Consider the following 26,895-nt stretch of genomic DNA (forward strand, 5'->3'; position numbering starts at 1 on the left):
GCGCTGCAATGTACCTAAACCATTTCTCCTTGCAGGAGTTTCCGTTTTCCATCACGCCTGACAGCGATTTTTTTTACCCGCATGACAGCGCCCAGGCAGCGCTAAACACCCTGCTGGTGGCTTTGCGCAGCGGCGAGGGTTTTTTAAAAATCGTCGGAGAAGTCGGCTGTGGCAAAACCGTTTTGTGCCGCCAACTGCTCAAAACCCTGCACGACGAATGTGTGACCGCCTACATTCCCAACCCGGACATGGGGCCGGATGATCTGTTGATGGCCTTGCTCGACGAGTTGGGGGTGGATACTGCCGCCGCGCATCTGATTGCCCCCAATGGGCAGACCCGGCAAAGCAGGCGCATGTTGATGATCTTGCTGGAAAAATGCCTTTTTCACCATGCCCAGCAAGGCAGGCGGGTGGTGGTGTGCATTGATGAGGCGCAGGCGATTCCGCTGGCGTCGATTGAGAGCCTGCGCCTGCTGTCCAATCTGGAAACCGAAAAGCAAAAATTATTGCAACTGGTACTGCTGGGCCAACCCGAGCTGGATGCCAAGCTGGCGCGCCCGGAGATCCGCCAACTGTTGCAGCGCATCACCTTCAGCGAATACCTGGGCCCCATGCATGCGTCGCATGTTGGGCTGTACCTGCAACACCGGTTGGCGGTGGCTGCGGCCAGTGAGTCGACCGATATTGAGGTTTTTCAAACGTCTGCCACCGAGTTGATGGCTGCCTTGACCCACGGCGTGCCACGGCTGTTGAATGTGCTGGCGCACAAGTGCCTGATGCTGGCGTATGGTGAAAACACCCACCGGGTGACTGCAGCGCATGTGCGTCTGGCTGCGGCTGACACACCCGGACTGGGGCAACTGTCTGGCCGGCCAACATCGATGTTTCGCGCGCTACCGGCGTGGTTCTGGCGCAAGAGGACAACATGAGTGTGATCAACAAAATGCTGCGCGACCTGGACAGTCGGCAACCCAACCAGGCGTCAGGTGCGGCGCGTTCGTCCGGCGGGCAACTCGATTTGACCGCTGGAACGGTTGCTCTAGGCAGCCAAAATGCAGCTTCAGCTGCGTCTGACGATCAGCCAGGTCACAGTCTGCGCGTGGGCCTGCTGGCACTGGTCGTTGGGGTCGTGGCCGGATTGGGTTGGTGGATCAATCAGCGGCCCGAGCCGATGCCATTGACGGCAATGCCACCTGCTACGCCAACACCCGCCACGTCAGCCTCGGTCACCGTGGTCGCGCAGGTGGCCAATCCACCGGTGGTCTCGCCAGCCACAGAAGCGTCCGACTCTTTAACGTTTGCTCAGCCAGCAGTATCTGCTGCCATCGCGGCACCTGTCGCGAGAGAACGCCCACCAGCGACAGCTGCAAGCGCCAAAGTGGTTACACCTAAGCCCGTTGAAATCTTGGCAGCTGCCAAAGCTTTGCCTGCAAAAATCCTCACTGATCGGCTAAAAGACGCAACCGAGTTGCCTGCCATCCAGTTGGGCACCCGGTCAGGCGAGCCGAGCGCGGGGATCGCTCCCAGAGCAGCGACACCTCCCGCCGCGGCTGGCTTCGAGGCGCCCAAACTGCGCCCGCTTGCTGCTCAGGACGTTTTAGCTCAGGCTCAAGAGCGCTGGAACCTGGGCCAGCGCACGCCAGCCATTGCCTTGCTGCAGGATGCCATCACCCGGCTAGAAGGCGCAGGTGCCAGCGAGGCGACCGCGCTGGCCGCCCTGACTCGCGAATATGTGCGCATGACGCTGGCGCAAGGGCAGGCTAGCGCCGCGTCGGCCATGCTCGCCCGGCTGGAGCAACCCTTGGCCGGTGTGGCCGATATCTGGGCGCTGCGCGGCAATGTGGCACAACGCCTGGGGCACCACCCGGAGGCCGTTCGGGCTTATTTGAAGAGCCTGGCGTTGCGCGCCAACGAGCCGCGCTGGATGTTGGGTGCAGCCGTTTCACTGGCAGCACAGGGGCAGGTTGGTCCGGCGGGTGAATTGGCTGAGCAAGCGCGCCAGGCCGGAGCCTTGCAGCCAGATGTGGCGAACTACCTGCGTCAGCTAGGCGTGGCGGTAGCCCCGGATTGACCCTTATATTCGTGCCGCAAAGGCGCTGAAACTATTTACACCATGCTCAAACGTATTCATGTTGATCAACTTCAGTTGGGTATGCATCTCAAGGAATTTTGTGGTTCTTGGATAGACCACCCCTTTTGGCGTACCGGCTTTGTCCTGAAAGATCTCAAAGACCTTGCCTTGATTCAGGCCAGCAGCATCAAGGAGGTGATGATTGACTGCAGTCTTGGCCTGGATGTGCCCGCTGGCGCGCTGGCCATCGAAGAAGTTGCAGATACCCCTGCGGTCATTGAGCCCGAACCCAGTATCCCGGCGCCGCCCAAGCCACCTCATACCGCCCCGGTGACCGCAAGCCAGGAAGTGGAACGCGCTGCGCGCATCTGTCTGCAGTCCAAAGCGGCGGTGGTGTCCATGTTTGAAGAAGTTCGCATGGGCCGGGCGGTGGATGTGGGCGGTGCCCGCCAGCTCGTAGAAGACATCGCCGATTCGATTTCGCGCAACCCTGGGGCCATCATCAGTCTGGCACGGCTCAAAACGGCGGACGACTACACCTACCTGCATTCGGTGGCGGTGTGCGCCATGATGGTGGCGCTGGCCAAGCAGTTGGGTCTGGACGAGACCAAAACCCGCTTGTGCGGTATGGCTGGCCTGCTGCATGACATGGGCAAGGTGGCCATGCCCATCGAGGTTCTTAACAAGCCCGGCAAGCTGACCGATGCCGAATTCGACATCATGCGCACCCACCCCACCGAAGGTTACAAAATGCTCATGGCCAGCCCCGGCGTGGACGCGGTGTCGCTGGACGTGGTGTTGCACCACCACGAAAAAATCGACGGTAGCGGTTATCCCGAAAAGCTTCAAAGTGGCGCCATCAGCCTGTATGCCAAGATGGGTGCGGTGTGTGATGTGTACGATGCCATCACCTCCAACCGGCCCTACAAAACAGGCTGGGACCCCGCCGAATCCTTGCGCCGCATGGCCGAATGGCAGGGCCATTTCGATGCGAAGGTGTTTCAGGCGTTTGTCAAAAGCATGGGCATTTACCCGGTGGGCTCGTTGGTGCGGCTACGCTCCGGGCGCATCGGGGTGGTGACAGAGCAGTCGCGCAAGTCGCTGACCATGCCCATGATCAAGGTGTTCTTCTCCACCAAGTCCAATATGCGCGTCGTGCCGGTGATGGTGGATTTGTCGCAGCCTTCGACGCTGGAAAAAATCACCAGTCGCGAAGATCCAGCGCAGTGGAACTTCTCCGACCTCAACGAGTTGTGGTCAGGCTTGCCCAATTTGGGCAAGTGAACTGGCGTGTGTCAGGCTGAGATGTTTTTATGTCAAAAAGCCCTCGAGCCCTTATATATAAAGCGCTAATAGCTATTAAAAAAGTAGCAAACTAACGACCTTTGGGTGGCTGTCTGGGTGATCAGCAAACCCGCCTGACCGGCATCTGCACCGGTTTTTCTCCGGCGTAATGCACCCAGCAACTGTTCCAGGGCCGGGGTGAGGTTGCTCAAGGGCTGCCACGTTAGCGACAGAAAACCGTAGCGCTGTCAGGCCCTCCCAGTATCGCTAGCGCCGCACCTGCAGGGCGCCCGGGTTGACGATGTTGGTGGGGCGGCCCTTAATAAAATTCACCACGTTGTCAAAGGCAGCGCCAAAGTACGCCTCGTAATTGTCAAGCTCCACATACCCAATGTGAGGTGTGCAAATGCAGTTTTCCAGGCGCAGTAGCGCGTGGCCCTGCAAAATGGGTTCTGACTCATAAACATCCACCGCTGCCATGCCTGGGCGGCCCCGGTTGAGTGCACTCAGCAATGCGTCATGCTGAATCAGTTCGGCACGGGAAATGTTGACCAGCAGGGCAGTGGGTTTCATTTTGGACAGGTCGTCCATGCTGACGATGCCTTCAGTCTCTTCGTTGAGCCGCAAGTGCAAGGACAACACATCGGATTGTTCAAACAACTCCTCTCGGGTACTGGTCACTTCAAAGCCATCAAGGATTGCCCGTTCACGCGACGGTGCCCGGCCCCAGATCAGCACCCGCATGCCAAAGGCTCGCCCGTAACCGGCCACCAGTTGCCCGATGCGGCCGTAGCCCCAGACGCCCAAGGTGCGGCCTTGCAACCGGGTGCCCAGTCCGAAGTTGGGCGGCATGCTGCTGGACTTCAAACCAGACTGCTGCCAGGCAGCATGCTTCAAGTTGCTGATGTATTGCGGCAGGCGGCGCATCGCCGCCATGACCAGTGCCCAGGTCAGCTCGGCAGGTGCCACAGGCGAGCCCGTGCCTTCTGCCACAGCAATTCCGCGCTCAGTGCAGGCGTTCACATCCAGGTGTGGGCCAACTCGCCCGGTTTGCGATATCAATTTGAGACGCGGCAGTTTGTCAATGACGGCGCGCGGTAAATGGGTGCGCTCGCGGTTGAGCACAATCACATCGGCATCTTTTAGCCGCAAAGACAACTGCCCCAGCCCTTTGACCGTATTGGTGTACACCTTGGCCTGATAGGCCTCTAGCTTGGATGCGCACGCCAATTTGCGAACGGCATCCTGATAATCATCCAGGATCACGATATTCATGCTGTCGATTGTGCCTTGGCAAGCGCAATCTGATACGCATCGCTGCCGGGAAATGGCAACAATCAACGACCCACTCTCATCCACACCGGTGGCGGGCGTGCCACAGGCGCTACTTCTCAGTGCTGCAGTGACTCACGGGCGGCCAGTCGGTCCAGTTCGGCGCACACATCAGCCATACGTCCTGAGATGCGCAAGCGCCCTGACTGGACTGGGCTTTGGCCTGCGTCCATCACCTGCAACACGCGCACTGGCCGACTCGGTATGCCCCGCTGAGCACTGACCGTAGGCGGTCGTGACGGGCTGCCTGCTTTGGCAACAGGGGCAGCATGGGTGGGCGAAACAACCAAGTGCAGGCGGTAGGCCTGCTGCGTGCACGCAGGTAAGGATTGCCCCGGCTTGGCCATTAGCCACTGCCACAGGGACTTGAACGAGTGGGTGACAGACGTTGTGCGAGGCGTGGTGTGCATGGCTGTGGCTTTCATGGACGGCGGTATCAGGGTCGATGGACTTGGCGGCCAGGCAGGCGGGCTTGGCACGCAAGTAGGCGGGGTGGCGAGCGTGACGAGCTTGGTGGTCTACATCAGCATGGTGTTGCGGATCAGGCCGACAGCTAGGCCTTCAATCTCGAACGGCTCACCAGGCTCGACCAGAATCGTCTGATAGTCCGGGTTTTCCGGGTGTAGCTCGATGGTGTTTTTGTTGCGCATGAAGCGCTTGACGGTGACCTCATCGCCCAGGCGGGCCACCACGATCTGGCCATTTTTGGCGTCACGGGTGGTTTGCACGGCGAGCAAATCGCCGTCCATGATGCCCGCGTCGCGCATGGACATGCCGCGCACTTTCAGCAGGTAGTCTGGCTTGCGCTGAAACAGGCTGCTTTCTACATAGTAGGTTCGGTCCACATGCTCTTGCGCCAGGATGGGTGAGCCGGCAGCCACCCGGCCAATCAGTGGCAGGCCCAACTGGGCCAGCGCGGCAAGGGGCGAGGCAAATTGCGCATGGCGTGACTCATTGATGGAGCGCAACGCATCACCACGCAGCCGGATGCCGCGTGAGGTGCCGCTGACCAGCTCAATGGCGCCTTTGCGCGCGAGTGCCTGCAAATGCTCTTCAGCGGCGTTGGCGGACTTGAAGCCCAGTTCATTGGCGATCTCGGCACGGGTAGGCGGCGCACCAGTGCGCGCGATGGCGCTCTGGATAAGATCCAGAATCTGCTGCTGGCGGTCGGTCAGTTTGGGGCGAGTGAGCATGACAACTCCTTGAGGTGGCTTGAGGCAAAGCAACTGGCATTAAAACCACTGTTTTCATGGCCAGTAACTGTATTTTTAACCAGTTTTTGAAAGCACGCAAGTGGAATCTGATCAAAGTGCAAAAAAATTGTGGGTGTTGGGCACCGGCGGCACCATTGCCGCTACGGCGGCCAGTGCCTCGGACAACATCGGCTACACCGCAGCGCAAGTTGGGGTGGCCACCTTGGTAAACGCCTTGCCGGGCTTGCAGAGTGTGTTGCTCGGCCACGAGCTTTGCAGCGAGCAGGTGGCGCAGGTGGACAGCAAAGACATGTCTTTTGACATCTGGCTGGCGTTGGCCAAGCGCGTGGCGCACCATTTGGCCCAAGCCGATGTAAGCGGCGTAGTGATCACCCACGGCACCGACACGCTCGAAGAAACGGCTTACTTTCTGCAAGCTGTGCTGCCGCCGGAGCTGATTCTTGCCAAACCCGTGGTGCTGACCTGTGCCATGCGGCCCGCCTCGGCGCTAAACCCCGATGGCCCGCAAAACCTGATGGATTCTGTCGCCGTGGCCCTGACGCCCGGTGCACACGGTGTGGTGGCGGTGTGCGCGGGCACGGTCCACGCGGCGCTTGAGGTGCAAAAAACCCACACCTACAAGCTCGACGCCTTCACATCGGGTGACGCAGGCCCGCTGGCTCATGTCGAAGAAGGCTCGGTCAGATTATTAAGAAATTGGCCTCTCGCCCTTATGGATAAAGCGCTAGTAGATATCAAAGACATAGCAACTATTGTTGCCTGGCCACGTGTCGAAATCGTCATGAACTACGCCGGAGGCAGTGCGGGCGTGGTGGATGCCCTGCTACAACCCTGCCCGGGCGTCGCTGCGTTACGCGGGCTGGTGGTGGCTGGCACCGGCAACGGCACCTTGCACCATGACCTGGAAGCGGCGCTACGCAGGGCGCAGCAGGCGGGCGTGAAGGTTGTGCGCACGACCCGCTGTGCCACTGGCCGCGTGCTGGCAACGGCGCACAGTGAATTTGCTGACTCTGAAGGTTTATCGCCCGTCAAGGCCCGGATCGCGTTGATGCTGGCGCTGATGAGTTCAGGTTTTTAGACACGGGAATCGGTCATTTTCCCAAGCAACTTGACGCCAACCCCACCACCGGGTACCAACGACCCAGCCACCTCAGCGCCAAGGTCCACCAGTGCTTCGCGGGTGAGAATTTTGTTGACCTTGTCCTTAAACCAGCGCCCGTTTTCAACGACCTCACCCGTCAATCCGTCGACTTCAATGACCCCGACCTTGTCGGCGCTGGACCAGCGAAACTCAAATGCAAACACCGGCCGCATGTACATGTGGGTGCTTTCAAACTCTATATGGTCACCCTGGATTTCAAAGGCATTCACCGCCTGACCGGTGAGATTGGCACTGGCCATCTGCTTGGCAGCGGCCATCGACACCAGTGGCTTGAGCAACTCGGGCCGCTCAACCTGCGCGGCTTCGGCGTACTTGTATTTGCTGATGTATTGCGCAAACACAGAGGACTTGATGTCGCGTTGCATGCCGTCAATCAGCTGGTCAAACTGAATCTTGCGGTGGCAGTGCTCCAAGGCCACAAACTCAATGCGAGCTTTGTCCTTTTGTCGGGCTACCTCGAAGACCTTGTCGTCAATTTGCAAGGTTTGTGCGTAGGGGTTGTGAACGGGAACCTGGTAGGTCAGCTGGCAGCTGTAATCAACCGACCGTTTGGCCACAATGTGCCAGAAAGGCTCCCAGCGCAGCTCCTGGCGAGAGAGTTGCACCGTCTCCTCCTTGGGCCGATTCAGCGGGTTGAACTTGGCAAACATGCCAAAGGCGCTGAGTTTCTTTTTGTCGGCCTGCTCCTGGGCCGCACGAAGCGGGTAAACCTCTTCAAAGACAAAAATTTTGGTCGCGCTGTCCGGATGTAGAACGGTTTGCTGGTTGTGCATGTGAATGTCCCTGAATTGAGTCGCCATACCGGGTCAGACAGACGCAACAGGCAGCATCGTGACGTGTTTGCGTGAACCTCAATGGCCGGGTTGAGTTTATCCGGCACGGCTGAGGCAGCTGTGCGCTCAGCCTAAAGTTCTAGACCCACCCTCGCAACCATTGTTTGGTGTCACGCAGGTCTCGCCACGCCATGCGCCGCGTTGACTTGGCGTGCACCGCCTCCAGGTCAATCCACTCGACCTGACCACCTTCAAGTTCGGGCGGAACGACTTTCGTCACCAAAAAGTGTTTTTCTTTGGCCACAGGTTGGACCGCTGTCCATTTCGACAAAAGCAATTTTTTTGGCTGCAGTGAAATCATAGGAGCGTGCGTATTGGGGATGGCGCGTGGGTTGATGCGCAGTGCGCATCTGGCGTTAACGTATTTCAGGTAGCGTAGCTTTGCACCGCCACAAAGTGGCACGCGGTACCCATGGCAACAAAGCCGTGCCACACCGCGTGTGAATACCGAATCCGTGCGTCAAAGACAAAGAAAATGACCCCAACCGTGTACGCCAGCCCACCGGCCACCAACCACATCACGCCCGGCAGGGCCACGCGCTCCAGCAAAGGCACGGCAGCTACAACCACCAGCCATCCCATGGCCAGATACAGCCCGGTTGACAGCCAAGGGCGGGACAGTCGGTCCAATGCTTTCAGCGTGACACCCATGGCTGCCAGCAGCCACACCACACCAAAAAGGCTCCAGCCCCAGGCGCCACTTAGGGCACCCAGTGCAAACGGCGTGTAAGTGCCAGCGATAAACAGGTAAATGGCACCATGGTCAAGTTTGCAGAAAAGCTGCTTGGCGCGACCCGCTGGCATGGCGTGGTAGAGCGTTGAGGCTAGATAGAGCAGCACCATGGTTGCCGCAAACACCATGGTTCCCACAAAGCTGGCAGCACTCTGGTGGCGCGCCGAAGCGATCAAAAAGGGCACGCTGACCACGGCCGCCATGAGTGCCACTCCATGGCTGACGCTGTTGGCGATTTCCTCGCCCAAGGATTGCGGACGTTTTGTCATGCCGGTCATTGTCCATGGCTGACAAGTCAACATAAAACCAGGGGAAATTTTGGAGGTTGCACCTTCGGCGGTGAACCGCTGGAGAAGCGACACGCTTTTTGCCGCGTGAAGGACAGAGGTGCTGGATAGATTAGGTTGACGAGCCTTGACCCCGGCACTGGCTCCACAGTTAGGGCTGCTTGGTTCCCCACCTGACCCGGTTGGCCGCTTTACCATGCGGGAAGGCCCGTCAGCCCATATTGTAAAGGCTCAGGCCTCGGTCAGGTCTTTGATGGGCGCATCAGGGGCATGGGTCATGACCGATTTGATGCCGTTTTCCATGGCTGTTGCCGACGAATACATCTCGCTGCGCCCGATCACCTGACCGTTGCCCGCCTTCAGGTTGAACATGAACCTGCCGCTTTTCGACCGGGTGATTTCAAATTTTCCAGCCATGAATTTCTCCGGTCGTTGAAGTGTGGTTGAGTGCTTTTGCCGCAGTGCGCGCAGGAAGGGTGCCGCCCGGCATGGCGAAGTCTAGCGCCACGCCCGGCCCTTAGAATCGCCCAATGTCCTACCTCGTGCTCGCCCGCAAGTACCGCCCCCGCAACTTCACCGAGATGGTGGGGCAGGACCATGTGGTGCAGGCCTTGTCCAACGCGCTGACCACCCAGCGGCTGCACCACGCCTACATGTTCACTGGCACGCGCGGCGTTGGCAAGACCACGGTGTCACGCATTCTGGCCAAATCGCTCAACTGCCAGGGCCCGGACGGCACCGGTGGAATCACCGCTACCCCTTGCGGCGTATGCCAGGCGTGCACTGATATTGATAGTGGGCGGTTTGTCGATTACACCGAGCTCGATGCGGCTTCCAACCGCGGTGTGGATGAGGTACAGGCGCTGCTGGAGCAGGCGGTTTATAAGCCGGTGCAGGGGCGCTTCAAGGTTTTCATGATTGACGAAGTGCATATGCTCACCGGCCACGCTTTCAACGCGATGCTGAAAACGCTGGAAGAGCCGCCTGAGTACCTGAAATTTGTGCTCGCCACCACCGATCCACAAAAAGTGCCGGTAACGGTACTTTCTCGTTGTTTGCAATTTAATTTGCGCCCGATGGCGCCTGAAACCATCCGCGAACACCTGCAAAAAGTATTGCAGGCGGAGCAGGTGGGCGCTGATCTGCAGGCGCTCAAACTGTTGGCGCGCGCCGCGCGTGGCTCGATGCGTGATGCGCTAAGCCTCACCGATCAAGCTATTGCCTTTGGCTCAGGTGCTCTCACCGAAGCCACGGTGCGCCAGATGCTTGGCAGCGTGGACCGCTCGCATGTGTTTCGCCTGCTGGACGCGCTGGCCCAGGGCGACGGCAAAACGGTGGTGGAAACCTCAGAGGCGCTGCGCATCAACGGCTTGAGCGCGGCCTCCACCCTGGAAGAAATGAGTGCCGTGCTGCAGCGCATGGCGGTGCTGCAGGCAGTGCCCGGTATGGCTTCACAAGACGACACCGACCCGGAGCAGGCCGAGCTACAACGCCTGGCGGCGCTGATGCCGATGGATGAAACCCAGTTGCTTTACAGCATTTGCCTGCACGGGCGCAGTGAGTTGGGCTTGGCACCTGATGAATACGCCGCGCTGACCATGGTGCTGCTGCGCCTGCTGGCGTTCAAACCCGCCAACGGCGTCAGCGCTGTGGCTGAAAAAAAAACACTGAAAAATCCACCGGCGGCACCTGAGCGCGCGCCGCCAGTGCCGCAGATAGCCCCGACAGCGCCGCAGACTGCCCCTGCAACATCACATGTCGCTGCGGCGGCACCGCAGGTTGCCCCGGTAGTGCCCGTTCAAGACCTCTCACAGCCCAAACGCCAACCGACACTCCAGCAACCCGTTCAGCCGACACCCCAACCGGCCCGTCAGTCGATATCGCAGGCGACCCTGCAGCCGAAACCCCAGCCTGTAACCCTGACGGCACCCCAGCCGCCCGCCGAGGCCGCCCCTGTAGCGAGTGTGGTCAACGAGCATGATGTGCCAAATCAGCCTCTAGCCCCCGTATCTATTGCGGAAGAAGCTATTGAAAACAAAGCAGTAACGACCTTGCCAGAAGGCCAGCACCTGGCGGTGAGAGAGTTATCCCAGAGCACGACTTCCACTCAAAATATTGCATCAAATCAGCCTCTAGCCCAAGAGAAACAAGGGCCAGTAGCTACGAATATTGAAGCCTATCCGGTGCGGGTGCAAACCGATTCGGCGCGCGATGTGGTGGCCCAGGCAGTACCGCATGACGTCAACACCACCGCTGAGGGCGACTTTTGGCATGCCACCGTGCAGGCGCTGATCGCCGCCGAGGCCATCAACGCCATGGCGCGTGAGCTGGCCTTGCAGTCGCAATTGATCGCGCGCGACAGCGACCAGTGGCTGCTGCGCGTGGAGCGGGAGTCACTCAACCAGAGCGGCAGCCGTGACCGCCTGACCGCTGCACTGGCTGCCACTGGTTACCCGGTGCGCCTGACGATTGAGGTCGGCCGCGTCACCGACAGCCCGGCCAAACGCAACGCAGCGGCGGCGGCGCAGCGCCAGTTGGCGGCTGAAAAAATCGTTTTTGACGATCCGTTTGTGCAGTCGATGATGCGTGAGTTTGCGGCGAAAATCGTGCCTGGCAGCATCAAACCGCTGTAGCCGTCGGCGCTACAGGCCGTTGCTCGAAATTCTTTTTAAACCAACCCCAAGGAACCCCACATGTTCAACAAAGGACAACTCGCTGGCTTGATGAAACAGGCGCAGTCGATGCAGGAAAACATGAAAAAGGCTCAGGACGATCTGGGCAACATCGAAGTCAGCGGCGAATCTGGCGCGGGCTTGGTCAAAGTCACCATGACCTGCAAACACGAAGTGCGCCGCATCACCATTGACCCCAGCCTGCTGGCGGAAGACAAAGACATGCTCGAAGACCTGGTGGCTGCCGCGTTTAACGCAGCGCTGCGCAAGGCCGAAGAAACGTCTGCAGAAATGATGGGCAAGATCACAGCGCAGATGCCAGGCCTCCCAGGCGGCATGAAATTCCCTTTTTGAGGGTGGCTACCGAGCCAGTGTGATCCGTCGTTGGGCGGTGCTCGCAATCCTCACGTACAGGAAGTACGTTCCGGTTGCTGCGCTCCGTCCGCCTAGGCTGACGCTGGCGCGCTACGCCCGATACCTTTGTTGTTTTGAAAACCGGAATTCATAGTCTTCATGTCAGACACCAATGCGCTTGAGGCGCTGATCCAGTCGCTGCGCTGCCTGCCGGGCGTGGGGGTGAAGTCGGCGCAGCGCATGGCGTTTCATTTGCTGCAGCACAACCGTGCCGGGGCGCAGGCCTTGGCGCGGGCTTTGAATGAGGCGGCCCAGAACATTCAGCACTGCGAGCGCTGCCACACCTTTACCCAGGCCGAGGTTTGCGCCACCTGCCTGGATGTGCGGCGCGATGCCAGCAAACTGTGTGTGGTGGAAACCCCAGCGGACCAGTCGGCGGTGGAGCGCACCGGTGCCTACAAGGGGCTTTATTTTGTGCTGATGGGCAAACTCAGCCCGCTGGACGGCATTGGCCCCAAAGACATTGGCCTGAAAAAGCTTTTTGACCGGGCGCTGGACGGTAGCGTGACCGAGGTGATTTTGGCCACCAACTTCACCGCCGAGGGCGAGGCCACTTCGCACGTCATCAGCGAAGGCCTGAAAGGCCGTGGCCTGCAAATCACCCGGCTGGCGCGTGGCGTGCCGGTGGGCAGCGAGCTGGAGTATGTTGACCTGGGCACCATTGCCCATGCGCTGGTCGACCGGCGTTAACGCTTAAGGACTGATTCATGCTGACTGCCTCATTTACCCTGGCTTATTGGTGTGTGTTGATCGCAGCGCTGCTGCCACTTGTGTGCACCGGCATTGCCAAGTGGGGCATGTTCACCACACCACCGCAGCATGGCGGCTTTGACAACAACAACCCGCGCGCCTGGCTGACCCAGCAAACCGACTGGCGCGCGCGCGCCAATGCGGCGCAGGCCAACAGCTTTGAGGCACTGCCGTTTTTCATCGGTGCGGTGGTGATTGCGCACCAGTTGGGCGCGCAGCAGGGGCTCGTGAATGCGCTGGCGGCGCTGTTTGTGCTGCTGCGCCTGGTGTATGTCGGGCTGTATCTCGGCAACAAGGCTGGGCTGCGCAGTGTCGTCTGGATGCTGGCCTTTGGCGCCAATATCGCTATCTTGTTTGCCGGGTACCGGTAAAACACCTTCTTATCAGTAACCGCTCGACAGCACCGTGAAACGGGTGTCGGTTAGGCTTGGTTACCGTTTCGAGACTTGCACCGCTCTCTTGGCTTGTGCCGCTTGACGCTTGGCTGTCATGGCTTTCGTGCGGACCGGTGCTTTGGCGGTCTTTTTGCTGCTGATCTTGCTGACACGGCTGGCTTTGCTGCTCCCGCGCTGGGCGGTGCGGCTGACTTTGGCACGGGCGGGAAGGTACACCACCACTTTTTGCCCCGCCTTGAACGCAGCGGAGGCGCTGATCTTGTTCCACTGAGCGACATCGGCGGCGTTCAGGTGGTAGCGGCGGGCGAGCGAGGCCACGGTGTCTTTTTTACCAGCTTTAACAGTGGTCCGGCGTAGCACGATCTCCGGCGCTAGCGACAACTGGCCGTTGTCAGCTACGTGGCTGCTCACATCTTGCAGCACGCTGGTGGCGCGGTGCACCAACAGGGTGGAGCCGGCTTTGATCAACATGCGCCCGTTGATGTTGTTGACCGCACGCAGATCGGCCTCTGACATGCCGAATTTCGCAGCGGCGTCGGCGGGCTTGAGAGTGCTGGGAGCAATCCAGGCGGTCCAGCTGGCGGTGCTGCCACCGCCATAGGATTCCAGATTGGCCTGGAAGATCTGTGCGTTGTCCCAAGGCAGCAGGATTTGCGGTGTGCCCGCCGCCAGCAATACCGGTTTGGAAGCCGAAGGGTTCAGTGCGCGGAAATCGTCTAACGGCACCTCGGCCAGCTTGGCTGCCAGAGTCACATCAATGTCACGGCGAATATCGACGGTCTGAAAATACGGGTGGTTTCCCACTGCTGGCAGGCCCACGTTGTAGCGCGCCGGATCAGCGACGATGTTTTTCACGGCCTGCAACTTGGGCACGTAAAACTGCGTCTCCATCGGCATTTTCAGGTCGGTGTAGCTGGTGCCCAGGCCCAGCTTCTTGTTTTTGGCAATCGCCCGGCCGACGCTGCCTTCGCCCCAGTTGTAGGCGGCCAGCGCCAGATGCCAGTCGCCAAACATGCCATAGAGGCGCTGCATGTAGTCCAGCGCAGCGCGGGTGGAGGCCAGCACGTCGCGCCGGTCGTCACGAAACATGTTTTGTGTCAGGTCGAAATGCCGGCCGGTGGCGGGCATGAACTGCCACATGCCGGCGGCCCGAGCACTGGAGACGGCCTGCGGGTTGAACGCGCTTTCAATAAACGGCAGCAGCGCCAGCTCGGTGGGCATGTTGCGCCGCTCCAACTCCTCCACAATATAGAACAGGTATTTGCTGCCCCGGTCAGTCATGCGCTGCACATAACCGGGCCGGGAGCTGTACCACTGTTCGCGGTCACGTACCAGATCGCTGTCAAGGTCGGGCATGGCAAAGCCCAGGCGGATGCGGTCCCACATGTCGGCCGGGGGCGTCAAGGTGTACACGGACAGGGGATTCAGCGTGACACTGGGCAGTGCGCGCAAGCTGCCACTGGGGTACACCGGTATCCGCAAACCGGGGGGCATGCTGTTGGCCTGGACGCCTGACGGGGAACCAGTGGACAGCGTGTAAGTGCCTTGCTTGTCGCCACCGGTAGAGGCGCAACCTGCCAGCCAGACACTGAGCAGCAGTGCTGCCAACTTCAAAAATATTTTCAAAACTGATTTTTCCAGGTGCGCAGTGCAGCAAAAACACTGACAGGGTCTTGCGCAGACGCGTCAAATTGCTGCACCGCACGGATCACACCGGGAAGGTGCGTCCGCAAAAAAGGGTTAACGGCATTTTCCAGCCCGATGCTGGAGGGCAAGGTGGGCACATTTTGCTTGACCAGCGCCTTGACTTTGACCTGATAGGCGATCAAGGCTTGGTTGTCAGGCTCCACCGCCCGTGCAAACACGAGTCCGCTGGCAGTGTACTCATGCGCGCAACACACCCGCGTGTTGTCGGGCAGGGCGGCCAGCTTGCCCAACGACGCCAGCATTTGCGCCGGTGTGCCTTCAAACAGGCGGCCACTGCCCGCGCTGAACAGGGTGTCACCACAAAACAGCAGCGGGGCCTGATCTTGCGGCTGGGCATAAAACGCGATGTGGCCTGCGGTGTGGCCAGGCACGTCTAGCACTTGCAGCGTCAAGCCCAGCAGGTGGACGGTGTCACCCTCCTTGAGCCGGGTCAAAGGCTCGGGCACGCACTCCAGCAGCGGGCCAAACACTTGAGCACCCGTGGCTACGCGTAGTTCGGCTACACCGCCGGTGTGGTCGTTGTGGTGGTGCGTGACTAGAATCGCCTCAAGTTGAAGTCCCAAGCGCTTGATGGCCTCAAAAACTACATGGGCTTCGCCGGGGTCAACCACCAAGGCACGCGCCCCGTCGTGCAGCATCCAGATGTAGTTGTCGTTGAAAGCAGGCAGTGGAATTAAGTTCATGAGCGATCAAATTATAGGGATGCATGATTGGCTGGCTACCCCGCCAGGACAGTATCTGCTGGCTTGGGAGCGCGCGCAAATGGCGCTGACCGTCGCGAACCTGTTTGGCTACCATGCCTTGCAGCTCGGCCTGCCCGAACTGGACGCGCTGGAGGCCAACCGCATGCCGCACCGCTGGCTGGCCACCCAATCCGAGGCGGAGGTGGCCTTGAGCCCGCGTGTGGCCTTTGCCACGCACTTTTTCGCGCTGCCTTTTCCGGCCAATAGCCTGGACTTGGTAGTGCTGCCGCACACGTTGGAGCTCACTGCTGACCCGCATGGCGCGCTGCGCGAGGTGGCGCGGGTGCTGATGCCCGAGGGTCGGGTGGTGATTTGTGGCCTGAACCCATTGAGCTTGTGGGGCTTTCGCCAGCGCCGTGCACGTTGGCTCAACCGCCTTGGCGGTCACAGTCTGTTTTTGCCGAACGAGGGCGAATTTATTGGCTATCTGCGCCTGCGCGACTGGCTGCGGCTGTTGGATCTGGAGATTGAAGACGGCCACTTTGGTTGCTATCGGCCTGCGTTTTCCAGCCAGGCCATGCTGCACCGTTTTAATTGGATGGACAAGGCGGGTGCGCGCTGGTGGCCGATACTCGGCTCGGCCTATTTTTTGGTGGCGATCAAGCGGGTGCGCAGCATGATGCCGATCAACCCGATTCGCAAGCCAGCACTGCGCCTGCCGGTAGCTCCTGTTCCTGTAGCTAACAGCGCAGGTAAGATAAGGGCTAGAGACCAAAAAGATGCATAAAAGTTGAACTGATGACTACCTTGAATACGATAGATATTTATACCGATGGTGCCTGCAAGGGCAACCCTGGTCCCGGTGGCTGGGGCGCCTGGCTGACCTCAGCCGAGGCACAAAAAGAACTTTTCGGTGGCGAACTCGGCACCACCAACAACCGCATGGAAATGATGGCGGTGATAGAGGCGCTGACTGCGCTGAAGCGCCCGTGCAAGGTCACTCTGCATGTCGACAGCCAGTATGTGCTCAAGGGTATGACCGAGTGGCTACCCGGCTGGAAGGCGCGCGGCTGGAAAACCGCCAGCAAGGAACCCGTCAAAAACGTCGACTTGTGGCAGCGGCTGGATGCGCTGGTCAACACGGGTGGCCATCAGATCGAATGGCGCTGGGTGCGCGGACACAGTGGCCACCCTGGCAACGAGCGCGCTGATGCTCTGGCCAATCGAGGCGTTGCGATGGCGCTGCAAAAGCGCTAGCAACGTCACCCATCTGCACGCGGGCTGCCTAGCCAACAAAAGTGCTGCAGCCTCAAATGGCTTGCAGATTTGGCGGGTAGACTGCTTGCCCGGCAACCGAACTGAGAGTTTTTATGATCAATTTGACGTCTATGACGATAGTCCGAAGGCTGACGCTGCTGACTGCCAGCGCCTTGTTGGGCGTCGTTGCACTGGCCAGCGTGTTTTTATGGTCCGAGCGCGCCCTGATTTTGCAGGAGCGTGAGACAGCGGTGCGCCAGACAGTTGAGGTAGCACATGGCATGCTGACGCATTTTCACAGCCTGCAAACGCAGGGCAAACTGCCGCCCGACGAGGCCAAAAGCCTTGCCATGGAGGCCATTCGTGGGCTGCGCTACAGCGGTGCCGAGTATTTCTGGATCAATGACATGCACCCCACCATGGTCATGCACCCGATCAAGCCAGATCTGCAAGGCAAGGATTTGTCGGACTTCAAGAGCCCGATCGGGCAACTGATTTTTGTTGACTTTGTCAAACAGATCAAGACTAGTGGCGACGGCTTTGTGCCCTATCTTTGGCCCAAGCCGGGAGAGAACGATCCGGTTCAGAAAATCTCCTATGTCAAAGGGTTTGAGCCTTGGGGCTGGGTCATCGGTTCGGGCGTGTATGTGGACACCGTCAACGCTGCGGTGTGGCGCCGGGCGCTGGGGTTTGCCGGGGGCACGTTGCTGCTGATGGGTTTGCTGTTCGGCTTTGGCACACTGATTTCCCGCAGTATCCTGCGCCAGTTGGGCGGCGAGCCCAGCTATGTCAGCGCCTTGACCGAACGTATTGCCCGGGGTGAACTGGGCGGGGCCATTGACCTGAAACCTAATGACCGCAGCAGCATGCTGTATGACATTGGTGCCATGCGCGACACGTTTGCCACCATCGTGCGCGATGTGCGTGACGGCTCTGAAGGCGTGGCCACTGCCAGCGCCGAAATTGCCCAGGGCAACAACGACCTGTCGGCACGAACCGAGTCCCAAGCCAGTGCGCTGGAACAAACGGCAGCCAGCATGGAACAGCTCAGCGCAACGGTGCAGCACAACGCCGAAAGTGCTGCGAACGCCAGCCAGATGGCGGTGCACGCCAGCAGCGTGGCAGTGCAGGGCGGGCAGGTGGTGGCGCAGGTGGTGGACACCATGCGCGGTATCAATGAGGCCAGCTGCAGGATCAGCGACATCATCAGCGTGATCGACGGCATTGCCTTCCAGACCAACATCCTGGCCCTGAATGCAGCGGTGGAAGCGGCGCGGGCTGGTGAGCAAGGCCGAGGTTTTGCGGTGGTGGCCTCTGAGGTGCGGTCTTTGGCAGGCCGCAGCGCAGAAGCGGCCAAAGAGATCAAGACGTTGATCAACGCCAGCGTGGAGCGCGTCGCCAGTGGTACCACGCTGGTGGACCAGGCGGGCAGCACCATGAACGAGGTGGTCAGCAGCATCGCCCGGTTGGTGGATGTGGTGGGCGAGATCAGCGCAGCCAGCCGTGAGCAGAGCCTGGGTGTGTCGCAGGTGGGTGAGGCGGTGACGCAAATGGACCGGGTCACGCAGCAGAACGCCGCCCTGGTCGAAGAAATGGCTGCGGCCGCCAGCAGTTTGAAATCCCAAGCGAATGATCTGGTGCAGACGGTGGCGCTGTTCAAGCTCTGAGAGGTTTGTTTTCGCACGCTTGATGGGGCTTTGGGCGTGCCCTACACGGTAGTGGTCGGGTTGTTGCCGGTGTTGGGCGGGTGTACCTGGTGATGTGTCGGCGTGAGTGAGTCGAATTGATCAGTGTTGGAATTAACCGACACCGTCTGGTTTAGCCCGGTGCTAGCTTCTCGACTGCCTTCAACCAGACGAGAACACCATGCCTAAAACCCTGATCGAACCTTTTCGCATCAAAAGCATTGAGCCCATCCGCATGACGAGCCGCGCCGAGCGCGAGCAACTGCTGCAAGCCGCCAAGCTCAATGTTTTCAAATTGCACGCGCAAGACGTGCTGATTGACTGGCTGACCGATTCCGGCACCGGCGCCATGTCCAGCCGCCAGTGGGGCGCCATCATGGAAGGTGACGAGAGTTACGCCGGTGCGCGCAGTTTTTACCGCCTGGAGAAAGTCATCCAGAACATCACCGGCATGCAGTTTTTTGTGCCCACCCACCAGGGCCGTGCCGCCGAGAAAGTGTTGTTCACTGCGGTGTGTAAAAAAGGCGACGTGGTGCCCAACAACTGCCACTTTGACACCACCCGCGCCAACCTGGAATATCTGGGCATCGAGGCACTTGACCTGGTGATTGCCGAAGGCCTGCAGCCGGCAACCATTCACCCGTTCAAGGGCAATATCGACTTGGCGCGGGTTGAGGCACTGCTCAAAGAGTGCGGCGAGCAGATTCCGTTTGGCATGATCACCGTCACCAACAACACCGGTGGCGGCCAGCCGGTGTCGATGGCCAACATCCGCGCCTACGCCGCCTTGCTCAAACAGCACGGCAAACCCTTCATCATGGACGTGTGCCGTTTTTCCGAGAACGCCATGTTCATCAAGATGCGCGAGCCAGGGTATGAAAACATACCCATCAAAGCAATAGTGCAGGAGATGTTCAGTTATGCCGACGGCGCCACCATGAGCGCCAAAAAAGACGGCATGGTCAACATTGGTGGCTTCATCGTGCTCAAAAGTGAAGAGTGGATGGACGCGGTGCGCAACGTGTTGATCATGACCGAAGGCTTTCCCACCTACGGCGGCCTGGCCGGACGTGATCTGGAAGCGCTGGCCGTGGGTCTCGAAGAAGGCATGCAGGAAGACTACCTGCGTTACCGCCTGCGCACTGCCGAATACCTGGGTGAGCGTCTGGAAGCCGCGGGCGTTAGCTTTGTCAAACCCACCGGCGGCCACGCGGTCTACATTGATGCGCGCACCGTGCTGCCCGATATGCCTCTGAAGCATTACCCGGCTTGGGCGCTGTGCAACGCGCTGTATCTGGAAGGCGGCATTCGCGGGGTGGAGATTGGCTCGGTGATGTTTGGCAAACGCCTGGCGGACGGCACAGAGACTTACCACAGCATGGAACTGGTGCGCCTGGCTTTTCCACGGCGCATGTACACGCAGAGCCACTTTGATTACGCCGCCGAGGTGATTGCCGAAGTCAAGGAGAAGGCTTCCACGATTCGCGGTGTGAAGATCACCAAGCAGCCGCAGTTTCTCAGGCACTTTACCTGCGAGTGTGCTTGGGTGAATGGTTGATGCTGTTACAAGCATTACTAGCCTCTAGCCCAAGTAGCGCCGAGGCTAAAAGCTACCTTATTCAAAGTAATAGTTTTGCAAAGGAACTCCGTATGCTCGAACTTCTCCCGTCCTGTGAATGCTGCGATGTGAACCTGCCGCCTGATGCCACAGAGGCGCGGATCTGCTCGTTTGAGTGCACGTTTTGCGCCACCTGCGCCGACACCGTGTTGCAGGGCGTCTGTCCCAACTGCGGTGGCAATTTTGTGCCAAGGCCGATTCGCCCGGTCAACAAGCTGACCGCCAACCCGCCCAGCTTGCGCCGTATGTTCAAACCAGACTGCGCCTGAGCTGCAAAACCGGGCAGGGCGTTTACAAGTTTTGAATTGATAGCTGCTAGCGCTTATGGCGTAAGGGCTAGAGTGCTGGCGGGTGGGTTCCGCCATAGCACCGCTGTGGCCTGGCCGCGTTGCAGCGACAATCCACCTCCTTTTTGAAACTTTGCCGGGCCTGGTCCCGGCTTTTTTTGCATGTCTGAATCTATTAACGTTGAAGTTCGTCCCGCCAAAGAGCGCGACGCCCAGGCTATTGCCCAAATCCAGGCCGCTGCGTCGCAAGCCGCATTCAAGGCGCAGTTCCCCGGCGAAGCCATGCCGGAATTTGACAGCCTGAAGAAAAGCCAGTCCACCTGGCGCGAAGCCATCGAGTTTGGCGACCCGCAGGTGCTGGTGGCCGTGGTGGGTGGCGAGGTGGTTGGTTTTACCGGGTTTGATCGTTCACGCGACCCAAAAACCCCTGCCACCATGGGCGAAATCTGGGCGCTGTTTGTGCGCCCCAGCCATTGGGGCAAGAGCGTCGGCCTGGCGCTGTGGGATGGCGCGCGTGATGAGCTGGTAGAAGAAGGCTGCACCAAAGTCACCGCCTGGGTGCCGCTGGGTTACGAGCGCGCGCTGCGCTTCTTTGACATGGCCGGCTTCAAACGCGAAATGACCAGCATCAAAACCGTGCTGGTGGGGCTGACGCGCATTGAAGAGATTCGCTTCAAGCGCGATCTGAAATAAGACTGAGCGCAGTTGGACAGCGTCAGAGCCGTCGCAGCAGCGCGCTGCCAATCGAGTAGCCCGCGCCAAACGAGCAGATCATGCCCACCTCACCGGCGGCGATGTCATCGTGGTGGCGGTGAAAGGCGATGATGGACCCGGCTGAGGCGGTGTTGGCAAATTCATTCAGGATCACCGGCGCCTCTTGCGCTGTAGCGTCGCGCCCAAGCAATTTGCGGGCAATCAGATGGTTCATTGACAGATTCGCCTGGTGCAGCCAGAAGCGGCGCACGTTAGCGGGCGCTAGTTGGTGCGTGGCCAGGTGCTTGGCCATGTGCTCGGCGGCCATTGGGCAGACCTCCTTGAACACTTTGCGCCCCTCTTGGTAAAAGAGTTGGTCGCGGTCTTCCGGGTTGCGGTCTTCGGCGCGCGACATGAAGCCGGCGTTGTTGCGGATGCTGTTGGAAAACATGGTTTTGAGTTGGGTGCCCAGAATTTCAAACGCACCGGCGGGAGCGTTGTCGAGCCGCTCGATGAGGATGGCGGTGCACACGTCGCCAAAAATGAAGTGGCAGTCGCGGTCTTTCCACGCCAAGTGCGGCGAGGTGATCTCTGGGTTGACCACCAGAATCGCGCGGGCTGAGCCACATTTCACCGCATTAGCCGCCATCTCAATGGCAAAGGTGGACGAGGAACAGGCCACATTCATGTCAAAGCCAAAGCCTTGCACACCCAACGCCGCCTGAATTTCCACCGCCATGGCGGGGTAAGCGCGCTGCATATTGGCGGCGGCGCAAATCACACCATCTACGTCGGCGGCGGTTTTACCTGCGCGCTGCAAGGCGTCCTGCGCGGCGGCAACGCTGATTTCGGCCATTAGCGACAGCTCGGTGTCTGCTCGCGGCGCTAGGCGCGGGCGCATGCGGGTCGGATCGAGCACACCGGCTTTTTCAACCACATAGCGCTGCTGGATGCCAGACGCTTTTTCGATGAATTCCACGCTGGACTGCGGCACAGCGACGCGGCTGCCTGCTGCAATTTCTGTAGCATGGTCGGCGTTGTCCAGATCCGCATAAGCGTTGAAGGCTTGCACCAGTTCGGCGTTGCTGATGATGTGAGGTGGCACATAGAGGCCGGTACTGCTGATACAAACGCGGGTCATGTCGGGGTCTTTCTGGTGAGGCGGCGGCGCGTGCTGCGCCAGGTGGCCACCATTATCGAACCTTACCCGGGCCGTACAAGACGCGCCCGGGCGGTCAGTCGGCCTGGATCAACGACAATTTCAATCCGATGCACCCCCACCCCCTGTTTCACACCTCTGGAGATGACCCAAATGGCCAGTAGCCTGCTTGTTTTGTTGGACGACATTGCCAGCACCCTAGACGACGTGGCGTTGCTGACCAAAGTGGCAGCCAAAAAAACGGCTGGGGTGCTGGGTGACGACTTGGCGCTGAATGCCCAGCAGGTGGCTGGTGTCAAGGCCGACCGCGAGTTGCCGGTGGTATGGGCGGTGGCCAAGGGTTCGATGATCAACAAGGCCATTTTGGTGCCCAGCGCCTTGCTGCTCAGTGCGGTGGCGCCTTGGGCCATCACGCCGCTGCTGATGGCGGGCGGGCTGTTTTTGTGCTTTGAAGGCTTTGAGAAGGTGGCGCATAAGTTTTTGCATAGCCCGCAAGACGATGAGGCGGAGCATGCGCAACTGAGGCAGGCGCTGGCAGACGAGTCGGTCGACCTGGTGGCGCTGGAAAAAGACAAGATCAAGGGCGCGGTGCGTACCGACTTCATTTTGTCAACCGAGATCATCGTCATTACCCTGGGCACGGTGGCGGCCAGCCCGTTTGTGACACAAGTGAGTGTGCTGGCAGGCGTTGCTGTGCTGATGACGGTGGGTGTTTACGGTTTGGTGGCTGCGATTGTGAAGATTGACGACCTGGGCCTGTGGCTCACGCTGCGCCCGGGCCAGCCCGGCTGGCAACACGCGCTGGGGCGTGGCCTGCTGCGCGCGGCGCCCTTGCTGATGAAAAGTTTGACCGTGCTGGGCACGCTGGCCATGTTTCTGGTGGGCGGCGGCATTTTGGCGCACGGCTGGCACAGCGTGGGCGCGTGGCTGGAAGGCATCAGCCAACTGGCCGGCGCTGCGGCGCCGGTGGTGTCGGCGCTGCTGAGCGGTTTGCTGGGGCTGTTGGCTGGCGGCGTCGCCGTGCTGGCGTTTCAGGGCGTCACCTGGGTGCGCGGCAAATTTAGCAAGGCATAACTCCATTTCCATATCAATAGGATCTGTTGTTGCTTCGCCTTGCCTTGCGTCAGCACTGTCTACGGCTTCGCGCCTAAGCTCCTATCGATCTGAAAATGGCATAAGACCAGCATAAGACCTGCTAAAAAAGGCGGTTAAAACGTCTTTTTGATCAAGGTCGCTGCAGCCTTGACCAATGCCGGACCGCTATAGATAAGCCCGGTGTAAATCTGCACCGCATCGGCACCGGCTTTGATTTTGCTGACTGCGTCCTGCGCGCTCATGATGCCGCCTGCGCCGATGATGGGGAAAGTTTTGCCCAGCGCGCTGCGCAACTGGCTGACCACCTTATTGCTCATGGCCAGCACTGGCGCACCAGACAGACCACCGGCTTCTTCGGCATGCGCCATGCCTTTGATGGCATCGCGGCTCAGGGTGGTGTTGGTGGCAATCACGCCCCAGGCATTGTTGACCTGGCCGGCGCTGTCAAAGCCGTAGCGTTGTAGCGTCTGGGCAATCACCGCGACTTGGTCTGCATCCAGATCGGGGGCAATTTTCAGGAAGATGGGGTTGCGCTTGCCGTGCTTTTGCGCGAGTAATTCGCGCCGCTCGGAGAGGGCACCCAAGAGTGCGTCCAGCGCCGCGTCGCTTTGCAGACTGCGCAGGTTTTTGGTGTTGGGGCTGGAAATGTTCACCGTCACGTAATCGGCGTAGGTATACACACCATCCAGACAGATCAAATAGTCATCGGTGGCGCGCTCGATGGGGGTAGCCGCGTTTTTGCCGATGTTCAGGCCCAGCAGCATGGAGTGCAGGCCACTGCGCCCACCCACGCGGCGCTGGTACAGGTCTGATTGTTTGACATTGGCAATGAACGCTTGCAAGCCGTCGTTGTTGAAGCCCAGGCGGTTGATCAGGGCCTGCGCCTGCGGCAGGCGGAACATGCGCGGTTTCGGGTTGCCTGGCTGGGCCAGCGGCGTGACCGTGCCGACTTCCACAAAACCAAAACCCATGGCGCCCAGGCCGTCAATGCAGCGGGCGTTTTTGTCCAGCCCGGCGGCCAGGCCGACGCGGTTGGGGAAGGTTAGGCCCGCCAACTCGATGGGGTCGTCCACTGCTGTGCTGGCGTAAGCCCATTTCAGGGCCGAGCCTTGCGTGCGCGCCAGCGACTCAATGGTCAGCTCATGCGCGGCCTCGGGGTCCATGCTGAACAAAAAGGGTCGCGTCAGCGCATAGGGTAAGAGAGCCATTAGATAATTCCAAAAAGGTAAACCGATCAACTTCAAGGATTTTCCCCGATGACGCAAGTTCAAAACCCGGCCCAAACTGTTTTGTCTCAGGACGACCTGAAAACCCTGGTCGGCCAAGCGGCGCTGCAGTATGTGGTGCCCGGTGAAATTGTCGGTGTGGGCACCGGCTCCACGGTTAACAAGTTCATTGATGCGCTGGCCAGCATGAAGGACCAGATCAAGGGCGCAGTGTCCAGCTCGGTGGCCAGCACCGCGCGGCTTCAGGCGCTGGGGATCACTGTGTTTGACTGCAATGAGGTGGCTGAGTTGTCGGTGTACATCGACGGCGCCGACGAGATTGACCCGCACGGCTACCTGATCAAAGGTGGCGGCGCGGCGTTGACCCGCGAGAAAATTGTGGCGGCGCAGTCGCGCCAGTTTGTTTGTATTGCCGATGACTCCAAACTGGTGCAGGCGCTGGGCAAGTTCCCGGTTCCGGTGGAAGTGATTCCGATGGCGGTGAAGCGCGTTACGCGGCAGTTTGCGGCGATGGGGGCTACGGCGGTGCTGCGCTTTAAGGATGGCGCGCCGCTGGTCACCGACAACGGGCAGCACATTTTGGACGTGACCGGCCTGCAGATTGCCGACCCGCTGGCCTTTGAATCGCAGGTGAACCAGTGGCCGGGCGTGGTCACGGTGGGCGTGTTTGCCTTCCAAAAAGCCCAAGTGTGTTTGCTGGGCACGGCCAGTGGCGTGAAAACGCTGACCTTTTGATACTATAAAAATAGTAGCTTCTAGCCCTTATTCTATAAAGGCTAGAAGCGCTTTTGGCATACAAATCAGGCAGAGTTTGGGTAGCAAAGCTTCGGCTATGGGTTTTCTTGATCGGTGTCAGTCAGGGCGTGTGCTTGCTACAACATCAAGCGCAGGCCAGCGCTGCGGCCATCCGGGCCAAACCTGCCTTTTTTAGAGCGAGGGCATCAAGGACATCTAAGGCACAGTTTTCGCGTCGAACGACTGTGTCGGTGCCAGGCTCACGCCTTGGGCGGCACGTAACCCTGCGCTGCGTCTGCGCCGTCACCAAAAAAGTGGTTTTCCATCTGCCGTGCTAGGTATTGGCGTGCCCGGGCGTCGGCCAGGTTCAGGCGGTTTTCGTTGACCAGCATGGTTTGGTGTTTGAGCCAGTCTGCCCAAGCCTGTTTGCTAACGTTTTCCCAAAGGCGTTTGCCTAACTCGCCGGGGTAGGGGGCAAACTCAAGTCCCTCAGCCTCGATGCCCAATTTGATGCATTTCACCGTGCGCGCCATGATTTACCTTCTTTATGTACAGCTAAAAGGCGTTAACTTTAGCAAGGTTTTGGTAGGCGCTGCGCACTGCAGTAAAATCTACCCTTATGGCAAAAGCAGATACCAAAACCAAAATCGTAGCCGATGGCTTGCGTTACAAATCCAAAGTGTCGGGCTCACCCTTCACAGCGGCTACTTCCTTTGGCGCTGCCACCATGTCTTGCTTTTTATGTGGCAAGCATCGCGCACGCTCCCAGATGATTTCCAAAAAGATTTTGGGTAAGTCGCAAGCGGTGTGCTCACCCACCTGCAAGGCTCTCGACCTGGCGCTGGAAGAGGCCAACAAGAAGCCCGCCAGCGACTGATGTTCTCGCGCCTGCTGGCTGTGCTGGACAGCGCCCCACGGCGCGTTTTTCTGGCAATTGGCGTCATCTGCATCGCCATGTTCGGATACGGTTTGTACCTACAGCAGTATGCCGGACTCAACCCCTGCCCCATGTGTATCGTTCAGAGGTACGCTCTTATTTTTGTAGCTATTGTCGCTTTACTGGCGGGGGTTGGCGGCCAAAAAAGCATACATATTGCAGGGGCTGCGCTACTTCTGTTGATCTCTGGTTTTGGCGCCTTTGTCGCAGCGCGCCAAAGCTGGCTGCAGTGGTACCCGCCTGAGGTGGCCACTTGCGGGCGTGACTTCTACGGCATGATTGAGAGTTTTCCGTTGCAGCGCGCTATTCCGATGATTTTCAGGGGAAGCGGCGACTGCTATGCGGTGGACTGGACGTTTTTGGGCGGCACACTGGCCAACTGGTCGTTTGTGTCGTTTACCGCCTTTGGGGTACTGGCTGTGCTGATGATCTGGCGCAGGGCGCGCCAAACCCCTAACCGCCACGGTGCTTAAAGTATCAAACTGCTCGGCTCGTTACGCTCACAAACCACACGGGCGAGTCGGCCGTGTCACCCTCGACCTACCGACGCCACGTCTTTGGCCACCCATCACATTCAAGAAACGCGTAACTATTCCAGTTGTGCTGAATGACCTGAGCCCACGGGCATGTGTCGAGGTGCCAGCAAGTCGCATGCTCGGCATCACG

30 protein-coding genes and 1 other RNA gene are annotated in these 26,895 nt (G+C 59.5%); 18 read left to right on the forward strand and 13 right to left on the reverse strand.

Translation table 11 applies throughout. The features are described from left to right. Positions 1–8 precede the first annotated feature (8 nt). Genes BLL52_RS11885 through BLL52_RS11895 form a run of 3 tightly spaced genes read left to right on the forward strand, consistent with a single transcriptional unit; the run spans position 9 to position 3,355 of the window. Entirely contained in the window at positions 9–929 is a 921-nt protein-coding gene (locus tag BLL52_RS11885) for an ExeA family protein (RefSeq protein WP_075586836.1), read from the forward strand. Beyond that, positions 926–2,071, forward strand: coding sequence for a tetratricopeptide repeat protein (locus BLL52_RS11890; protein ID WP_139313376.1), 1,146 nt, complete (start codon positions 926–928; stop codon positions 2,069–2,071). The genes BLL52_RS11885 and BLL52_RS11890 overlap by 4 nt, the downstream gene beginning before the upstream one ends. A gap of 42 nt (positions 2,072–2,113) precedes the next feature. Beyond that, a complete protein-coding gene (locus tag BLL52_RS11895; RefSeq protein ID WP_075586838.1) occupies positions 2,114–3,355 on the forward strand; it encodes an HD-GYP domain-containing protein in 1,242 nt (413 codons plus the stop codon). Positions 3,356–3,622: 267 nt separating this feature from the next. Here the strand turns inward: BLL52_RS11895 and BLL52_RS11900 are convergent, their stop codons facing one another. From BLL52_RS11900 to lexA, 3 genes are all read right to left on the reverse strand, one after another. Beyond that, positions 3,623–4,630, reverse strand: coding sequence for a D-2-hydroxyacid dehydrogenase family protein (locus tag BLL52_RS11900; protein ID WP_075586839.1), 1,008 nt, complete (start codon positions 4,628–4,630; stop codon positions 3,623–3,625). A 116-nt stretch (positions 4,631–4,746) separates the two neighbouring features. After that, positions 4,747–5,112: a hypothetical protein gene (locus BLL52_RS11905; RefSeq protein ID WP_139313377.1), complete on the reverse strand. Its 366-nt coding sequence runs from the start codon at positions 5,110–5,112 to the stop codon at positions 4,747–4,749. Positions 5,113–5,205: 93 nt separating this feature from the next. Next, positions 5,206–5,880 (reverse strand): transcriptional repressor LexA, encoded by a 675-nt coding sequence (gene lexA, locus BLL52_RS11910; protein WP_075586841.1) that lies wholly within the window; start codon positions 5,878–5,880, stop codon positions 5,206–5,208. A 100-nt stretch (positions 5,881–5,980) separates the two neighbouring features. Here lexA and BLL52_RS11915 point away from each other — a divergent pair, with 100 nt between their 5' ends. Then, on the forward strand, positions 5,981–6,979 hold the full coding sequence (locus BLL52_RS11915) for an asparaginase (protein ID WP_241839138.1): 999 nt from the start codon (positions 5,981–5,983) through the stop codon (positions 6,977–6,979). Here the strand turns inward: BLL52_RS11915 and BLL52_RS11920 are convergent. The 5 genes from BLL52_RS11920 to BLL52_RS11940 form a co-directional block, all read right to left on the reverse strand. Beyond that, positions 6,976–7,836 (reverse strand): hypothetical protein, encoded by an 861-nt coding sequence (locus tag BLL52_RS11920; protein WP_075586842.1) that lies wholly within the window; start codon positions 7,834–7,836, stop codon positions 6,976–6,978. The genes BLL52_RS11915 and BLL52_RS11920 overlap by 4 nt on opposite strands. Before the next feature lie 139 nt (positions 7,837–7,975). After that, positions 7,976–8,197 (reverse strand): TIGR02450 family Trp-rich protein, encoded by a 222-nt coding sequence (locus tag BLL52_RS21765; RefSeq protein ID WP_075586843.1) that lies wholly within the window; start codon positions 8,195–8,197, stop codon positions 7,976–7,978. 65 nt (positions 8,198–8,262) lie between these two features. Then, entirely contained in the window at positions 8,263–8,907 is a 645-nt protein-coding gene (gene trhA / locus BLL52_RS11930; protein WP_075586844.1) for a PAQR family membrane homeostasis protein TrhA, read from the reverse strand. 125 nt (positions 8,908–9,032) lie between these two features. Further along, positions 9,033–9,129, reverse strand: an RNA gene (ffs, locus tag BLL52_RS11935) — signal recognition particle sRNA small type. Positions 9,130–9,147: 18 nt separating this feature from the next. Then, on the reverse strand, positions 9,148–9,333 hold the full coding sequence (locus BLL52_RS11940) for a YegP family protein (RefSeq protein WP_075586845.1): 186 nt from the start codon (positions 9,331–9,333) through the stop codon (positions 9,148–9,150). Positions 9,334–9,446: 113 nt separating this feature from the next. Between BLL52_RS11940 and dnaX the strand changes: the two genes are divergently transcribed. The 4 genes from dnaX (at position 9,447) to BLL52_RS11960 (ending at position 13,123) form a co-directional block, all read left to right on the forward strand. After that, positions 9,447–11,549 (forward strand): DNA polymerase III subunit gamma/tau, encoded by a 2,103-nt coding sequence (dnaX, locus tag BLL52_RS11945; protein WP_075586846.1) that lies wholly within the window; start codon positions 9,447–9,449, stop codon positions 11,547–11,549. Positions 11,550–11,609: 60 nt separating this feature from the next. Then, on the forward strand, positions 11,610–11,942 hold the full coding sequence (locus BLL52_RS11950; RefSeq protein ID WP_075586847.1) for a YbaB/EbfC family nucleoid-associated protein: 333 nt from the start codon (positions 11,610–11,612) through the stop codon (positions 11,940–11,942). 159 nt (positions 11,943–12,101) lie between these two features. After that, positions 12,102–12,692 (forward strand): recombination mediator RecR, encoded by a 591-nt coding sequence (recR, locus tag BLL52_RS11955; RefSeq protein ID WP_075586848.1) that lies wholly within the window; start codon positions 12,102–12,104, stop codon positions 12,690–12,692. 17 nt (positions 12,693–12,709) lie between these two features. Further along, positions 12,710–13,123: an MAPEG family protein gene (locus tag BLL52_RS11960; RefSeq protein WP_075586849.1), complete on the forward strand. Its 414-nt coding sequence runs from the start codon at positions 12,710–12,712 to the stop codon at positions 13,121–13,123. 60 nt (positions 13,124–13,183) lie between these two features. Here the strand turns inward: BLL52_RS11960 and BLL52_RS11965 are convergent, their stop codons facing one another. Both BLL52_RS11965 and gloB read right to left on the reverse strand, forming a co-directional pair. Beyond that, the gene (locus tag BLL52_RS11965) at positions 13,184–14,773 is read right to left on the reverse strand and encodes a transglycosylase SLT domain-containing protein (RefSeq protein WP_075586850.1); all 1,590 of its coding nucleotides are present in this window, start codon (positions 14,771–14,773) and stop codon (positions 13,184–13,186) included. Further along, a complete protein-coding gene (gene gloB, locus BLL52_RS11970; RefSeq protein WP_075586851.1) occupies positions 14,770–15,537 on the reverse strand; it encodes a hydroxyacylglutathione hydrolase in 768 nt (255 codons plus the stop codon). Before gloB ends, BLL52_RS11965 begins: the two co-directional genes overlap by 4 nt. Here gloB and BLL52_RS11975 point away from each other — a divergent pair. The 6 genes from BLL52_RS11975 (at position 15,536) to BLL52_RS12000 (ending at position 21,077) form a co-directional block, all read left to right on the forward strand. Beyond that, positions 15,536–16,324, forward strand: coding sequence for a class I SAM-dependent methyltransferase (locus tag BLL52_RS11975; RefSeq protein ID WP_241839140.1), 789 nt, complete (start codon positions 15,536–15,538; stop codon positions 16,322–16,324). The genes gloB and BLL52_RS11975 overlap by 2 nt on opposite strands. Positions 16,325–16,344: 20 nt before the next feature. Further along, entirely contained in the window at positions 16,345–16,794 is a 450-nt protein-coding gene (gene rnhA / locus BLL52_RS11980) for a ribonuclease HI (RefSeq protein ID WP_075587232.1), read from the forward strand. A 113-nt stretch (positions 16,795–16,907) separates the two neighbouring features. Next, positions 16,908–18,461 carry a methyl-accepting chemotaxis protein gene (locus BLL52_RS11985; protein ID WP_083633915.1) on the forward strand — a complete coding sequence of 518 codons (1,554 nt, stop codon included), beginning with the start codon at positions 16,908–16,910 and terminating at the stop codon, positions 18,459–18,461. A 199-nt stretch (positions 18,462–18,660) separates the two neighbouring features. After that, positions 18,661–20,037 (forward strand): tryptophanase, encoded by a 1,377-nt coding sequence (locus BLL52_RS11990; RefSeq protein ID WP_075586853.1) that lies wholly within the window; start codon positions 18,661–18,663, stop codon positions 20,035–20,037. Positions 20,038–20,129: 92 nt separating this feature from the next. Then, a complete protein-coding gene (locus BLL52_RS11995; RefSeq protein WP_075586854.1) occupies positions 20,130–20,366 on the forward strand; it encodes a DUF1272 domain-containing protein in 237 nt (78 codons plus the stop codon). Between the two features lie 180 nt (positions 20,367–20,546). Continuing rightward, positions 20,547–21,077 carry a GNAT family N-acetyltransferase gene (locus tag BLL52_RS12000; RefSeq protein ID WP_075586855.1) on the forward strand — a complete coding sequence of 177 codons (531 nt, stop codon included), beginning with the start codon at positions 20,547–20,549 and terminating at the stop codon, positions 21,075–21,077. Between the two features lie 22 nt (positions 21,078–21,099). Here the strand turns inward: BLL52_RS12000 and BLL52_RS12005 are convergent, their stop codons facing one another. Further along, the gene (locus BLL52_RS12005) at positions 21,100–22,218 is read right to left on the reverse strand and encodes a beta-ketoacyl-ACP synthase III (RefSeq protein ID WP_075586856.1); all 1,119 of its coding nucleotides are present in this window, start codon (positions 22,216–22,218) and stop codon (positions 21,100–21,102) included. A gap of 171 nt (positions 22,219–22,389) precedes the next feature. Between BLL52_RS12005 and BLL52_RS12010 the strand changes: the two genes are divergently transcribed. Beyond that, positions 22,390–23,310, forward strand: coding sequence for a DUF808 domain-containing protein (locus tag BLL52_RS12010; protein ID WP_075587234.1), 921 nt, complete (start codon positions 22,390–22,392; stop codon positions 23,308–23,310). A 134-nt stretch (positions 23,311–23,444) separates the two neighbouring features. Here BLL52_RS12010 and BLL52_RS12015 read toward each other — a convergent pair whose 3' ends face one another. Beyond that, positions 23,445–24,539 carry a quinone-dependent dihydroorotate dehydrogenase gene (locus tag BLL52_RS12015; protein ID WP_075586857.1) on the reverse strand — a complete coding sequence of 365 codons (1,095 nt, stop codon included), beginning with the start codon at positions 24,537–24,539 and terminating at the stop codon, positions 23,445–23,447. 48 nt (positions 24,540–24,587) lie between these two features. Between BLL52_RS12015 and rpiA the strand changes: the two genes are divergently transcribed. Further along, a complete protein-coding gene (rpiA, locus tag BLL52_RS12020; RefSeq protein ID WP_075586858.1) occupies positions 24,588–25,292 on the forward strand; it encodes a ribose-5-phosphate isomerase RpiA in 705 nt (234 codons plus the stop codon). 260 nt (positions 25,293–25,552) lie between these two features. Here the strand turns inward: rpiA and BLL52_RS12025 are convergent, their stop codons facing one another. Further along, positions 25,553–25,825, reverse strand: a complete 273-nt coding sequence (locus BLL52_RS12025) for an oxidative damage protection protein (protein ID WP_075586859.1) — start codon at positions 25,823–25,825, stop codon at positions 25,553–25,555. 86 nt (positions 25,826–25,911) lie between these two features. Between BLL52_RS12025 and BLL52_RS12030 the strand changes: the two genes are divergently transcribed. Further along, positions 25,912–26,169: a hypothetical protein gene (locus BLL52_RS12030; protein WP_075586860.1), complete on the forward strand. Its 258-nt coding sequence runs from the start codon at positions 25,912–25,914 to the stop codon at positions 26,167–26,169. Continuing rightward, positions 26,169–26,702, forward strand: a complete 534-nt coding sequence (locus tag BLL52_RS12035; protein ID WP_075586861.1) for a disulfide bond formation protein B — start codon at positions 26,169–26,171, stop codon at positions 26,700–26,702. Before BLL52_RS12030 ends, BLL52_RS12035 begins: the two co-directional genes overlap by 1 nt. Positions 26,703–26,895 lie beyond the last annotated feature (193 nt).

The sequence above is a fragment of the Rhodoferax antarcticus ANT.BR genome (assembly GCF_001938565.1).
GTDB classification, from domain to species: Bacteria; Pseudomonadota; Gammaproteobacteria; order Burkholderiales; family Burkholderiaceae_C; genus Rhodoferax; species Rhodoferax antarcticus.